The following is a 15,289-nucleotide window of genomic DNA, read 5'->3' on the forward strand; positions in this document are numbered from 1 at the left end:
GCTCTAAATAGGCGTCTTAAAAAAATAAACACTTGATTTACCTAGGTAAATCAAGTGTTTGATTTCTATAACGCTTTAGAAAACGCTGCTTCCTCAGGCAATTTTAATGGGTAAGTCTCGAATTCGATTTCCCGTTGCAGCGAATATAGCGTTGGTTAATGCCGGAGCTATCGGAGGGGTTCCTGGTTCGCCAGCACCACCAGTTTTTTCGCCACTGTTGATAATTTCAACATAAATGTCTGGCGCAGTGTTCATTCTTATCACTTTGTAGTCATGCAGGTTACTTTGCATGACAGCACCATTTTTGATGGTGATTTCGCCATGCATCGCAGCGGATAAACCAAAAATAATACCACTTTCCATTTGCGCTCTAAACGCATTAGGGCAATAAGCAAAGCCTGCATCTGCGACACAAAAAACCTTATCAACTCTTAGTGAGCCACTAGACATATCGACTTCGACCACTTCGGCAACAATACTATTAAATGAACCATGAATAGCAATTCCCCTCCCCCACCCCAGAGGTAGAGGGCGCTCCCAATCTGACATTTTTGCAACCGCATCAAGTACTTTCAGATAACGTGGCTCTGACTGCAACAATGTCCGTCGATATTGAAACGCGTCTTGGTCTGCTGCATGAGCAAGTTCATCAATAAAAGATTCGGTAAAAAACGCATGCTGGGAATGGTCAACACTACGCCATGGACCAAAAGGTATGTGTGTTGGGCTTTCTATGAAATGCACAAACTGATTATCGACCTGATAAGGAATGTACGGCGCCTCTTTAGGCTCATGTTTATCAACATATTGATTTTCCCAAGCAGTAGGCAAACCAGAATTACCCAACACAGCCTTGAAACGGCTTACAATCGCTGGACGATAAAAGTCATGCTGCACATCTTCCTCGCGAGACCAAATCATTTTTACCGGAACCCCAGGCAAAGCACTCGCCAATTTTACCGCCTGAATGGGGTAATCTTTCATGGCTCTACGCCCAAATCCGCCACCCAAGTAAACATTGTTGATCACCACGTTGTCTGCATCGATATCGAACTCTTCCGCTATCGCAGCTCTAATGCCTAATGGGTTTTGTGTACCACCCCACACTTCAATTTTGCCGTCTTTAACTAAAGCGGTGCTATTCATCGGCTCCATTGTGATGTGCGCTAAGTAAGGTACACTATATTCTGCTGTGATGACGCTAGCGGCTAACTCGATAACGTTACGCGCATCCCCCTCGGAAAAATCCTCTTCCTCATCGCCGTTGGCGACAGCTTTGTCCATGTCTGTTCGAAATTGCGCCATGATGCTGTCAGTACTGGTGTTATCCCATTCACTAGCGGAATAAGTAACGGTCACTGCCGCGATAGCTTTTTTAGCTTGCCAATAACTATCCGCAATAACACCTACGCCATCACCAAGATTCACCACTTTGATCACGCCCTTCATTTTTTCAGCGGAGGATGCATCGATTATCTCGACTTTGCTTCCAAAAACCGGAGACGTTTTAACCGTTGCGTATCTCATACCAGGCAACACCACATCAATGCCAAATTTAGCAGTGCCGTCTACTTTTTCTGGAATATCCAGACGCTGAATGTCTTCATTGCCCATAAGGTTGAACTGTTGAGGTATTTTGAGTGTCGGGAATTCCGAACCCTGTTGCTCTGCAGCCGTTTTGGCAAATTTTATATAGGGTGCATTACGGGCGGTTGCATCATGATACAGGTAACTTTTATCCGCTCTAATTTCAGTCACTGCAACTTGCCATTCTTGCGCAGCCGCTTGCATCAACAATTCTCTTGCAGCAGCACCCGCCACTCGCATACCGCGCTCACCAGTTGAGCGTATAGAAAAACTTCCGCCTGTGACTTGCAGCGCGATAGTTTTAGAAATCGTCAGAAACACACCATTGATAGTTTGGTTGACAATACCAGGCATCTTCCCAGGTAACAAAAATTCTCTAGCCATGTGAAAATTGGCATATTCATCATGAGCAGGCGCCTCTTCTATTGTGACTGAGTCCCAATCCACGTCCATTTCATCAGCTAACATCATAGCGAGCGCTGATTGTGCTCCCTGTCCCATTTCAGCATGAGATACGATGACTGTAACACTGTTATCAGGAAGTAATTTTACCCATGCGTTGACCAGTACTTCGTCATCATGCTGCATAAATTTTGCTAACTTGGGTGTACGGTGACCCGGACGGATCGCCACACCAACTATCAGTCCACCGCCGATAATCAGGCCTGCAGTCAAAAAAGCTCTTCGCGTCAATTTACTCATAACATTTCCCCTTGCAAAATTATTATACTAACGCAGCGTTTTTGATTGCTTTTTTGATGCGGCCATACATACCACAACGACAAACATTACCGCTCATAGCAGCGTCAATGTCATTGTCAGAAGGATTGGGATTACTTTTTAGCAGCGCCACAGCAGACATAATCTGACCTGATTGACAATACCCGCATTGTGGCACTTGTTCATCAATCCACGCTTGTTGTACTTTTGATAACTTCCCGTTGTCATCCGCAATACCTTCTATAGTGGTAATTGCTTGCCCTTCCACTGCAGAGATAGGAGTGACGCAAGAGCGAATAGGTTGGCCGTTTAAATGCACGGTACAAGCACCACATTGAGCCATACCACAGCCAAACTTGGTGCCGATAAGATTAAGTTGTTCGCGGATAACCCATAAAAGCGGGGTATCTGCTTCTACATCAACTTGTTGTACTTGGTCATTAACCTTGAGTTCAATCATGTTTTACCTTTGTTTTAAATATCGTTGCAAGAAAACGTATCGTGCATATTGTCATTGTATGCCTAGATTGTCTCACCAATAAAAGGGGTAAACATGGCCAAATAAGTTCTCACTATAAAGACCATGTTAGGTTTTAATACCTTTCCAATACACTTCAAAACTTTGCTGAATTAACTGGCTCAGCTGTTGCTGAGTCAAATTGTTAATTCTCGCATGTTGTATCGTCGCTAGTATTTGAGCCACCGCGATTTCACACAAAAACTCTGTTGGCATATCGCGAATTATTTGTTTGTTTTGTGCTTCTTCCAGTTTTATATTGATGAAACTAAAAATCTCATCAACCGATGCTCTAGCCTCATCTGAAATCGCAAAGGATCCCCTAAGTAGACTTGCGACTTGCTGTTTCAGCGTGTTAGCCATCGCCCATGAGATGTATTGCTGCCACAGATACAAAACTAGATCCTCGATATGTTTGGTTTCCCTAGCAACCTGGTTGATCACGTGCGCTGAGACCTCTTTTTTAATCGAAAGATAGACACCGTCTAACAACGCTTTTTTAGTAGGGTAATAATTAAATAATGTGCCATTTGAAACTGCCGCTTGCTGCGCAATTTTGGCTGTAGGCACCGATGTTCCTTGTACGGACAACAACTTTATTGCCGCCTCAAGAATTTTTTCGTTTTTTATATTATTGATGTTGTTAACCAACGGCTATCCCAAGAATCAGTTTAAAGAGACTAACAAAAACGAACACTATACATATATGACTGACTAGTCAATATCATTATAAAATCGCAAATTGACAATTATAATTTATGTTTGATTTACGTTGGTATCCAACATAAAAACAATTACAACAGCCATAAACTTCTAACAGTTTTGGGTACAGCGATTTATCAATCGATGGGTGTAAACTCCGTATAACTTAGTTGGGAAAAGGGGGCGTATTCTATTCCGAATAAGAGCGCGACTACACCCAACCCTTTTGTCTAAACGCTTTTAAGGTTTGGGAAAACATCTTCATTTCGTCAGGGGTGCCTAACGACACACGATTCCAGCGATCGTCAAGAGTCATTTTTCTGCCTACACGCACGCCGTTTTGCTGCATATGTTCCGCATAATCAGCCAATGGAGAGCCTATTCTATGCAAAATAAAATTAGTGTCACTGGGTACATATTCTAATTCCAATTCATTTAAGGTATCGACTAAAATCGATTTAGATAATTGGTTGTATTCAATACTCTTTTTATAAAACAACTTGTCATCAAGTGCAGCAGATGCGGCAGCTATACCCGCTGCGCTTAGGTTAAACCCTGCGGCAAAAGGCTTTATTTTATTGGCTGTTTTTACAGTGGCAATACCATAGCCCATGCGCATACCAGCCATACCATGTACTTTAGAAAACGTTCGGCTGATGACAACATTGTCTTTACCTTGGTTAATTAAATCTAATCCACTTTTATAACGGGCGTTGGCTTGAGCATAATCAAAATAGGCTTCGTCGAGCAAAAACAAATGTGTCTCTGGCGCATTGTTTATCCAATCAAACATGGTTGTGAAATCAATAATGTTTCCAGTGGGATTATTAGGGTTACAAATATTAATCAACACTAAGCCAGTTTGTGCCATTGCCCGTTTTTTCATGGCTGCGATATTCATCTCGAAGTTTTGCCCAACTGGTACCTGAATGACATTCAGGTTTTCTGACTTGCAATAACCTTTGAGGGCACCAAATGTAGGAGAGGGTTCAATCATAGTCGCGTTTTGTTGAGCTGAATAGGTCGCAATAGCTCGTAACACTTCCGTCGAACCGTTACCAAAGATTAATTGTTCAGGCTTAACTTGGTGATGGTCTGCTAGTTTAACTTTAAACTCATCAACAGACGCACTTGGGTAACGGTTACCATAACGTTCAATGGCATACTTTGCCGCTGATAAGGCATTGGGCGACATGCCAAGAGAGTTTTCATTGTAATGTAACCATAGTGACGCAGCGTTTTGGCGAAAAGGTAAAATAGCTGTGCGGTTAGCAAATACCAATGACGCGTTTGTGGCTAAACCTAACCAAGCAACGCCTAAACCTAATTGTTGTATAAATTGTCTACGAGAAGGTTGCATGCCCAAAGTTTTCATTGTTTGTATTCCTTTCTTTGAATACAAACAACTTTAATGGTATCTGTGCAAAAAAGAAACGACATAAATGATTAAACATGAATTGTTGAGTAACTAATTATTATTCATCGCTATTGTTTACGCCCAGATTTTCGAGTTGTAAGGGCCCAACTATCGAACTACTTTCTTAAGGCAACAATACATATACATTGATATTTAAAAAGCAAAGAGCCAACAGATTTGTTAAAATAGAAGACAACTTATAAATCCGTGCACAAGAACACTTCAAACCTTAATCCAACTTTACATCACCACCCCTAACCTATCGCGGAAAATAAGCTAGGGAGTCATAAGCAATAGATTAAGTTAAGCTATTATTGGATAATTTTGCCGCTTGAATACCCAAGCCTTCACAAACAGAATTAAATGCATCACCTTCCATAAGAGGCAAACCAGGTAACATGTCTAATAGCTCTTTTTTAACAATAGGCGACAAACTCATACCGCCAGTTATAAACAGCATCTCTGGCGGTTCAGAGCTGTTTTCTAGGCATTCGGTCACCAAACTTTTCACTCTAGATAACCAAGATTGCATTGAACGCTTAAGCTCCTCAACATTTAGCTTTACGTCGTAATCTTCCTCAATATAATGCAGTGGTAAGATGATTTCATCTTTTGAAGAAAGCAATTCTTTTGCTAATCGTGATGAATTGACTAATCTAGCTGATAATTTTTCTTCTTGTACTTCTAACAAACGTTCTAACAACTTTGGCTCTTTCACCAAGGACTTTGTATTAGCAATGTCCAACCAGTACTCATCCGAAAAAAAGTGATTAAGCTTTGGAATGTCATCTACCGCGCACATGTCAGAAAAATAAGCAGGTGGCACCGGCAAACCGTTATACATCAATAATCCTTGTCCCATTGTTGGCGCAATAGATTTTATGATTAGATTTTTGTCACATTCCATGCCACCTAAACGAGTACCCGTTACCGACATGACATCTTGTTGGCGATCAACATTGGCTAGTTTTTCTGGTGACAACTTAATGCAACAAATATCAGTCGTACCCCCGCCAATATCCACCACTAACACGTTAGTATGTTTATCAAGCGTGCGTTCTATCTTATATGCAGCGGCTATCGGTTCTTCAAGGAAATCGACTTTAGTGAAGCCTGCCATATCAGCCGCTTGGGTCATGATATCGATAGCTTGGTTGTTCCCATCTTGCCCTCGAGTGCCATGGAAGCGCACTGGGCGACCAATAACTGCGGTATCAACAGACTGACCTAGTTGCTGCTCGGCACTTAAACGGAAAAATTCTAATTGTTTGGCTATCAAACCAACAAACGCCTGATGCTGACCTGCGACTAGGTTGGCACCTAAAAAGTTTTTGGGCGAATAGATAAGCCGACCTTTTTCAGGTGTTTTTAAATAACGTCTAAATCCTTCTTCTCCAAACGCAAACTCACCTGTCTCAACTAACTGTTGCAGCGGCAAATCTTGTACTGTCATGTTTTCCAACAAAAGTTCAATAGCACGCTCTTGCAAAGCAGGGACATCATGAAACTCGGCGCGCAATTCATTTATCCTTTCGCTGTGAATACGTTGCTCCCTTGGTTCTGAAGCCTCGTAATAGCCATCTTTGGCCTTATCAATCTTGTCTGAAATAGCGCGCTTTAATTGCGAGATTTTCGCTTCAATCATAGAAATAGGAGGTGTAGGCAACTCATCATTATAATAAATAAACACCGAAGACCTAATCTTGTTTGCTGCTTCTAGACTTGGATCGAGTTTAACAAAATGATGCTGCTGACCATCAAAATACACCACCTCAGAATTCGAAGTCCCATAATCTATACCTATTGCTGCCATATCCGCCGTTCGTCACCTAAAAATAAGGTCAAGGATTGTAATGTAAAAGGACATCCAGTTCATTAATTGTTTTAAACCCAGTCCAATCAATCAGGATATTGTTTCTTTGTATTTAAGATCTTATATTTGTGAACTAAACGTAAAAATACTCAAAGAAAAACCAATCTTCAATATGAACACAGATGATTACAAAACAGACGGTCTTGAAGAAAAATAGGAGCAGTGGTTTCACCCTCATAAATCTTATTATAATCATCGTAATATCGGGTTTTGACAGCCGTTGCAAAGCCCAAGTTTATAGGCCTGTCAAGTGAAGCGAAAATAGCAGTACTGTACTCCCAAAATGCTCAATTCAAGTTAACGGTGGGTTTTTTATCGATTAAAGCCAGAGTGAAAGGAGCAAAACCAATCGATATAAATCCAAGTAGCAGACAGGTATGCTTAATTTTCTGGATACCTCGGAAGACTTTCAACCACGTGTAAACAGTCAATATACTTTGATAGGCTATAAATTATCTAGCTCAGGGAATTTTAACACGCAGGGGCTTACCTCAGTTTTGATCCATTTGACTTACCAAGCGACGCGGTTAAAGTTGTAACAAAGTCTGTTGATAGAAACGGAATCAGAAAGTATAAAATTACTTAGTAGTGCTGTTTGACCACATCAATAAATTGTTGTATGTCGTCTGCATCATTATAAATATGTGCAGAAACTCTCATGCCTAAATGCCGGGCATCAACACTTATCTTGGCATGCCTTAGTGCGTTCATAATAGCCGCTTGTTTATCTTTAAAATCTAAAATCACAGTACCACTGCGTGTTTCTTTATTCACAGGTGACACTATTTCTGTGTCAAATTCATCCACAATTAAATCGATCATCGATTGGTTATGTACTCTGGTGTAACTAGTACCTTTTTCCTCCCTTGTGCCTAGCGTGGCAAAGTAGTTAATAGAATGACTAGCTATCGCAAAAGGGGTAATGGAGGGTGTTCCACCCCAAAATTTCATTGCCGATTGATTATAATTAAAGTGATGAATATCAAATTCGAATGGATTTTCATGAGAAAACCAACCCACGTCTTTTGGTTGGCATTGCTCGGTAATATCTGGGTTTACCCATAAATAAGCAGCTCCTGGTCCACCGCATAACCACTTTACACTTGAGCCAATCATGAAGTGAGGACTAACGTCTTGTAAATTTAATGGAATAACACCGGCAGATTGGGCAATGTCCAACACTGAAATGATACCTAGCTCTTTGGCCAGTGTTATTACCTCCCGAATAGGAGCTAACTGGCCCGTATTCGAGTAGGCCTTTGACACAAATACTAAATCAATATCTTTGGTTAGATGTTGCTGCCAAACATTGGCGTTAGTGATGTCTAAACTTTTATCTATAAAGCGAATATCTGCACTTTTAGGTAACGCTTTTTGCAACGCAAAACCCATGCTAGGAAAATCAATTTCGCTCATTAAAATAACTACATTGTCTTTATTTAACGAGGTCAGCGACATCAGGATTTTTGTTAGGCTACTCGATAAGTTAACTTGCGGACAAAACTCCTCAGCTGGCGCATTAAATAATGAACTCAATGCTGATTGAAAATCATTAATAACATCTAGCCAGTTCGACCAAGGTTCTTTTCCTGAGTTTTGCCACGGGGATAAAAAACTATCTTTAAAAGCTTTTTCAATAGTTTTGAGTGGTCTTCCTACCGAGTGATTTAATAAGTAGTTACTATCAGCTAACAAAAAATCATTCTTATACTGGCTCATGTTTGTACCTCAACAAGGCTACTTTTTAAAACTTCAATATCAGCATAACGGGTTCGAATGTCATCACGTTGATGGGCTGCGCGTCTATCTCGTAATTTTTCTAATGTGTCTAATAATTCATGCAACGGTGGGCCGCTAGCAGTAACTTTCTGCATATGTTGCTGTGCGATACCTATTGATGGCTTGGTGATAAATCGTTCAACTAATTGATTATGATGCTGTATTGCGGTTTTACCATGTAATTGACACACATCTAAAAACAGACTTAAATTTTGTTGATACCACGGTTGTTGGTGACCATTATGAGCACCTGAAGAATGCGCGTCTAAAAAAATCTCCATTAAACTGGTACTGCGCATACATTCTCGAAGAATTAATTGATCTTCTGGCATCATATATAAAAATTTGTCGACTAACATTTGGGAATACGAAGGTTCATTGGCAAAACATAAACCAAGCTGCAGATCGATAACATTAATACCGGCAAAATCCCCAGCGTTAGCTCCACGATAGACTTCTTTACCAACCCGATATGGCTTGTAATATGGCCGCACACAGTTAAAGAATCGATCGGTATCTAATTTTTGAAACAGTAATTTATTTGATTCGATAACATCCTTCAACCCTTGTTTAGCAACGTGTAACAAATCGGCCGTAATCGGGTGAGAAATCCCCAAAGGCTGGATCTTAATTAATGCATCCGCGGTTCGCTTGTAAGCCAAAATTGCTTTAGTGTTGTAATCAATGAACACTTTTTCATCGTCAAGATGGGTAAACCGCTTGTAGCTGCCGTTAAGCGCTTTGTTGTGTGTCGTTAGATGAGCAGTGGCAAACCTTGGTGTCACACCAATTGACGCGCCGATGTGCATCGCTAAAGCCGAAGCTTCTATCAAAGGAGAGGACTGCTCTCTTGAAGGTTCAGTAATTTCATGACGGCGACAAGCTCCCATGTAAAGACCCACATTGCCCAATAAATCGAAAGCATTATCAAATCCGTTGTCAGTATTGCCTTCATTAAGTAATGGCAATATTAAAGAGCGTCCCTCGATCTCGAGTTGATGCTTGAGTTCGTCGCCGACATTATCAACGTTGGCTTTGTCATTTTGTTGCCAATAAAGATGTTCTAGCTCGGTGTTTAAATCACAAAATCGAGTTCTTATCCACTGATCGAATACTTGGGCGTGTGCGGTCACTTATCTGTCCTAAATTGGGAATAACCTGGATAAATCTATGCTAGCAGAATGATAAAGCAGTAATTCGCTAAAACTTGGCTATAAAAGCCAAGCAAATAGTGAAATTCATTAATAACTGTTAATATATTAATGAATTAATCTACTTTACTGCAGAACCATAGTGATTTTAGATAAAAAAGACAAATTCATTGTTAAAAGATTGCAACAGGATGGGCGTATATCTATGTCAAATCTGGCTCAAGAAGCTAATTTGTCAGATACCCCCTGTTTAAGACGAGTAAAAAAATTGGAACAATCTGGCGTGATAGAAGGTTATCAAGCAACACTTAACCGCCAAGCATTTAACTTAAACGTATTGGTCTACGCTTTTGTGCGCTTAAGCGCTAATTCAGATAAATTAGCAACACAATTTGAACACACCGTTGCACGCTTAGAGCAAGTCTTAGAGTGCTCTGTAGTCACAGGAGCTTATGATTATTTGCTGAAAATTATTGCCGAAGACTTGGAAGACTATGAGAGCTTTGTTAAAAAGTCTTTAGGTACGATAGATTACATTGCCACAATTGAGTCTACCGTGGTATTGAAACAAACATTTTCTAGAAATGTTTTACCTATAAAAATTTAGTTCTTCAATGGGGCAAGGTTTGGCGATGCCATACCCTTGGGAGTAATCGACACCAATTTCTTTCAGTTTTAATACGACATCACTGTTTTCAACAAATTCTGCTACCGTTTTTTTACCCATAACGCGGCCCACCTCATGAATAGATTTGACCATGGCATAGTCAATTGGGTCATCGACAATCCCTTTAACAAACAAACCATCAATCTTTAAAAAATCAACTGGCAAGTATTTTAAATATGCGAATGAGGACAATCCAGTACCAAAGTCATCAAGTGCAAAACTACAGCCCTTTTTGTGCATTGCATCGATAAAGTTTGTCGCATCAGTGAGGTTAGAGATAGCAGCAGTCTCTGTGATTTCAAAACATATTTTCTCTGCTGGGATCTGGTAATAATTGAGATAATCAATCACTGCTTGCAAAAAACCAGGTGCCGTAAGTGATGGCCCAGATAAATTGATAGAACACAGTTCGAGTGATGCCAGGTGTTCTGGATTTTTGGATAAGTAATCAAATTGGTTTCTAATCACCCACTTATCGATTTTTGTCATTAGATGATAACGTTCTGCTGCGGGTAAAAAAGCATTAGGTGAAACCAACAAACCGGACTCATCAACCATACGCAACAACACTTCATAATGAAAACCGCAAGTATCAGTGAGTACATTGGGCTGAATAATTTGAGCATAAAGACAAAATTTATTATTTTCTAGCGCCCAGTTGATTTTAGTGACCCACTGCATCTCGCCATGCACCTTGGCTATATCCAAAACACTCTCGGTATAAATGCGAAAGCAGTTACGCCCAGCATCTTTTGCTGCGTAACAAGCAATATCCGCATTACGCAGCAGATCGTTGGCGTTGTTAATGCAATCACTGACGGGTGCAATACCGATGCTGACACTGATAGCGAAAGGTTTATCTTCCCATAGGAACCGATAACGGCTAACTTTATCAATCAGCTTCTGTGCGATAGATTTAGCATCTTCAATACCACAATTTACCATCAAAATGCCAAATTCATCTCCCCCTAAACGAGCTAAGACGTCATGTTTACGAATATGTTTTTTTAGCAACTGGCTAATTTGACGTAATAGTTCGTCACCGGCGATATGCCCACAGGTATCATTAATAACTTTAAACTGGTCAAGATCGAGGTAACAAAATACATGCTCGGCATTTTCAGCCTGCTTGGTTTCCATTGCGTAAGATAAATGAAGTTCAAACCCCCTACGATTAACGAGGCCACTTAACACATCGTGATTAGCTTGGTAGGTAAGTTCTTTTTGGCTATCAAGAAGAGCTTTTTCTCTTTGTTCACGCTTTTGCATATCGTTATAAATAATACCCAATAATCGGTTAATAGAGTCGCCTAGATCATCAAGTTCATTTTTGTGCTTATTATTAATTGGGGGAAGGCTTTTTTTGCTCTGATTGGTTAAATCTATGTTATTGAGCGCCACTGCAATAGCGAGAACCTTTTTTGTGGTCGTCTTGTAGAAAAGAAAAACAAGAATGAAAGCCAAAAGGATATTTCGTACCAGTCCAGACAGTAGCACTAACACAGACCGATCGAGGAAGCCTTCGGAAGCTAAGACTGGGTCAATATATATACTCAAATTCCCGATGTTTTCACCACTTTTCAAATATAACGGTTGATTAAAGTTTTTGATTTCACCAAAAATTTCATAACCTTCGACGTTTTCTGCTCTTTTAACATTTTCACTTGTGCGTTGGGTCAGTACTTCATCACTCTCATTGGTTATAATAACCGATGTAATGAACTGATACTGAAGAATACCTTTAGCCACTTCTTCAGCAGCAGGTGTATCAAGGTGAAAAGTAGCGTCAGCGGCGGCAAACTGATTAGCAGCAAGAATTTCAGATGCAAATTGTTCTATCGCATCCTGTTCTCTCACAAAATCAACGCCAATCTGAATACAACTAAGAAATAAACCAACCACTAGTGTCACTAACAAACTATTTTTAGTGAGTGTGTATGAAAGGCTGTCGGTAAAAGGGCGTTTTCTTGCTTTCATTTTGTGTCGGCGCTTTTCGAATTGGTTGTAAAATTCTTTAATGCTTTATTCCACAAGTTATCCATTCCGTTGCGAGTTCGTCGGTCTAGTTCTGGCATTAGTACAATAAAAGCTTGCGGATCATTAAGGGATTTTGCGTAGAAACCACGTTTTTGCTTGTCAGTAGCAGTGTCAACCGTGATCATGTTGACTGGGTTAGTACTCAATGCTTCTACTAACACACTGGTCTGGAACTCGGCACTAATAGTGAAGTTTATCCACTCCTCTGCAATACGTTTTAGTTCTGGCTTATTTGCAAGATCTTGACTTAACACGTGATTGTCTATCCAGCCAGGAACCCCTTCTTTAGGATATGCCCATTTCCAAGTCTCACCTCGCTGTTTTAGTTCAGGTATAGAAAACCCCCAGGAAGATGCTAATTTTTTTTGTTGCAAATCATCGGCAGTATCAACCCCCACCCAAAGTGAATGCGCATTGCCTAACAGGGTTGCTAATTTTTCTTTAAATGCATTATTGTTTAATCGGTCAAAATCACCTAGTGAATTTCTGTCATAACCCATGGCTAGAGCTGTAATATATATATTAATTTCACCATAGTCGGCAATACTGAAATGACCACTATGTTTAGGATCCCAAAGTATATTCCAACTCTGAGGTGCTTTATCAAAGAATTCAGTGTTGTAAACCAAACCATATGGTCCCCAAGCGAATGGCAAACCATAATGCACTCCGTCTTTTACCAAATGATTAAGCTGTTTGAAGGACGGATTAAGTTGTTGGTAGTTGGGTAAATTATCAAGGTTAAGGGGCAGCAACAGCCCCGAATCAATCATTTTGAAGCGTTTGTCATTAATACGATTATGAGCAGGGCTAACGACATCTGCTTTTTTTAACCGTAAAGCCGCAAAACCATCTTCTGCATCTACGATATAATTAACTTCTAAGACAACATCAACTGAGTACTTTTCAAGTATAAATTGTTGAAACTTTTTGCGTTGTATTTCTGGGGCATAGCCTTCCCAAACTAGCAATCGGAGTACGTGTTGACTTTCAGCAAATACATAATCGGGAACGAGAGTAAGTGATACTCCGATGCAAATAACTACAAATTTTTGAACGATGTACCCTAACATTGCTAATTAAAACTCCACTTTTTAAAACAAATTTTATCAATTACAAATTTATAATTTGAAGACCATGCAAATTAGATGTGTTCAACAAACTATACAAGTTTTATAAAAATATAAACTGAAATATTAGTTGAGTAGCATATCAATGAGTATGTTAAACACCGCTATGAGTTATGTTGCTACCGTTAGCCTTCAATTAGCATTTAATAAGAAAGCACCTTAAATTTGCTATTATCATGTTTATTAGTTTTTACCTTATTTTAGATCTTTTTTACATATATTTAAAACCTACTAAAAAACATTTAACAGATTAACTAAGTTCAATTATTTCTTCAAAAGCAACAACATAATACCCGTCTAGTAAAGCACTCTCCATTTCTGTGTAAACCTTAAACCGCTTAATTCCATTATTTTTTGTCATAATGTTAACAGTCATAAGGACAAGGTTATCGTTGTCTAAATTTTTAGACTCAATGCTTATCTCCCATAATCTTTCGACCACTTTTTGGTATTGTGGATCTGGGTATGCAGTTCGCCACCAATGCTCTTTGTCTGGTATTTCATCTAAATTCCAGCCAATAATTTTACTAAAATTGAGGTTTAAATATACAACAGGGTGATTAAGAGTTTGTTCAGTCTTCTCAACAACCAAAATCGGTAGCGGTAACATATCAAGAAACTTAGTTGGAATTAACATAGCCAAATTGAAACCTTTAACAAGTATTTTCTGCACAGGATTTTAGACCAATCATGACATTAATTTTTCAAGTCCGTTAGATCAACTTGGTCGGTAGTTACTGTTCACTTATTAATAAAAGATAGCCGTACATCTGCCACCCAAAAATCAAGATTATTACAAGCACGTTCGGAACACCCCACCTAAATATGAATAAAAGAATACCAAGCCTGTAAGATTAGTTAAAACAGTAAACCCAAACACCATCCAAAATGTCCTTTGTGTGATTTATGCCTAAATAATTGTTGTGCTATTGCAGCCTGACAGATGGGGGCCTCTGCTCAGCCACCAATAATAGATAGGAAAATACGTCGTACTCTCTAATTCGTCATGCACCGCGTTGAGCTTTGATTCATCAACAGCATAGACGAAGAAGGTTATAAGACTTCAACACAAATAACCTAGTAGTAATTTTTGAGGAAATTGACTAATGAATAATTGACTAATAAAAATTGACTGATAAATAGTGCAGAGGTATTCACAACTATAATTAAAAATGCAAAGTAAGAGCCTTATTACAACTCCAAATAATTTGTTTTCCTTTGCATTTCACTCCATCGCTCTGAAAAATATTACATATTTATGTGCAAGTATAAGAGCCTGCTCCCTATAAACTTGCTTTGATTGAATTGCTAGCTAACAATGCTATTGCCTGTTTTTCCCATGTATCAAATCCTCTTTCTTTTTCAAATTGTTTCAATGACTCAATCTTACTTTTAGGAGTATTAGCAATATCGTCGAGAGTTGTGATCCCCTCTGCGGCTAGCTTTTTTTGCATGACAGGACCAATACTTTTTATTGACGCAATAGTCGATGTCTTAGTGGCGGATCTTGGTTGAAGTTTTGTTGTTGGGGTTTTATGTATGACTTTTTCAGATTTTGCAGTTTCATTCTCATCAGAATTAACTTTTCCAGTCAATACATTAGGTATTAGTTCAAGCACTTTGTCCTTCACCTTAGACAATGAAGCAAGTTGCTCTTCGAACTCAGTCTGCAAGTTTTCTAATCTTCTATGATAACTTTCATCTAACTC

12 protein-coding genes are annotated in these 15,289 nt (G+C 39.4%); 1 reads left to right on the forward strand and 11 read right to left on the reverse strand.

What is annotated here, in order from left to right:
• Positions 1-93: 93 nt before the first annotated feature.
• The 7 genes from QZ562_RS14380 to QZ562_RS14410 all read right to left on the reverse strand — a co-directional run bounded on the left by QZ562_RS14380 (position 94) and on the right by QZ562_RS14410 (position 9,728).
• Positions 94-2,289: a molybdopterin cofactor-binding domain-containing protein gene (locus QZ562_RS14380; protein WP_293761477.1), complete on the reverse strand. Its 2,196-nt coding sequence runs from the start codon at positions 2,287-2,289 to the stop codon at positions 94-96.
• Positions 2,290-2,311: 22 nt separating this feature from the next.
• A complete protein-coding gene (locus QZ562_RS14385; RefSeq protein WP_293761479.1) occupies positions 2,312-2,767 on the reverse strand; it encodes a (2Fe-2S)-binding protein in 456 nt (151 codons plus the stop codon).
• Between the two features lie 126 nt (positions 2,768-2,893).
• Entirely contained in the window at positions 2,894-3,475 is a 582-nt protein-coding gene (locus QZ562_RS14390) for a TetR/AcrR family transcriptional regulator (RefSeq protein WP_293761482.1), read from the reverse strand.
• Between the two features lie 262 nt (positions 3,476-3,737).
• Positions 3,738-4,901, reverse strand: coding sequence for a histidinol-phosphate transaminase (locus tag QZ562_RS14395; protein WP_293761485.1), 1,164 nt, complete (start codon positions 4,899-4,901; stop codon positions 3,738-3,740).
• 340 nt (positions 4,902-5,241) lie between these two features.
• A complete protein-coding gene (locus QZ562_RS14400; protein ID WP_293761488.1) occupies positions 5,242-6,756 on the reverse strand; it encodes an Hsp70 family protein in 1,515 nt (504 codons plus the stop codon).
• Positions 6,757-7,398: 642 nt separating this feature from the next.
• Complete coding sequence (locus QZ562_RS14405) at positions 7,399-8,535, reverse strand: aminotransferase class V-fold PLP-dependent enzyme (protein ID WP_293761490.1); 1,137 nt, start codon at positions 8,533-8,535, stop codon at positions 7,399-7,401.
• Complete coding sequence (locus QZ562_RS14410) at positions 8,532-9,728, reverse strand: monodechloroaminopyrrolnitrin synthase PrnB family protein (protein ID WP_293761492.1); 1,197 nt, start codon at positions 9,726-9,728, stop codon at positions 8,532-8,534. The genes QZ562_RS14405 and QZ562_RS14410 overlap by 4 nt, the downstream gene beginning before the upstream one ends.
• A gap of 163 nt (positions 9,729-9,891) precedes the next feature.
• Between QZ562_RS14410 and QZ562_RS14415 the strand changes: the two genes are divergently transcribed.
• Entirely contained in the window at positions 9,892-10,353 is a 462-nt protein-coding gene (locus QZ562_RS14415) for an Lrp/AsnC family transcriptional regulator (protein WP_293761504.1), read from the forward strand.
• Here the strand turns inward: QZ562_RS14415 and QZ562_RS14420 are convergent.
• From QZ562_RS14420 to QZ562_RS14435, 4 genes are all read right to left on the reverse strand, one after another.
• On the reverse strand, positions 10,336-12,390 hold the full coding sequence (locus tag QZ562_RS14420; RefSeq protein ID WP_293761495.1) for an EAL domain-containing protein: 2,055 nt from the start codon (positions 12,388-12,390) through the stop codon (positions 10,336-10,338). The genes QZ562_RS14415 and QZ562_RS14420 overlap by 18 nt on opposite strands.
• Entirely contained in the window at positions 12,387-13,523 is a 1,137-nt protein-coding gene (locus QZ562_RS14425; RefSeq protein ID WP_293761498.1) for an extracellular solute-binding protein, read from the reverse strand. The genes QZ562_RS14420 and QZ562_RS14425 overlap by 4 nt, the downstream gene beginning before the upstream one ends.
• Positions 13,524-13,830: 307 nt before the next feature.
• Entirely contained in the window at positions 13,831-14,217 is a 387-nt protein-coding gene (locus QZ562_RS14430; RefSeq protein WP_293761500.1) for a hypothetical protein, read from the reverse strand.
• A 646-nt stretch (positions 14,218-14,863) separates the two neighbouring features.
• Positions 14,864-15,289: hypothetical protein (locus QZ562_RS14435; protein ID WP_293761502.1), on the reverse strand; the 426-nt coding region annotated here is incomplete at its 5' end.

It is taken from the genome of uncultured Paraglaciecola sp., from assembly GCF_913058035.1.
GTDB lineage: Bacteria > Pseudomonadota > Gammaproteobacteria > Enterobacterales > Alteromonadaceae > Paraglaciecola.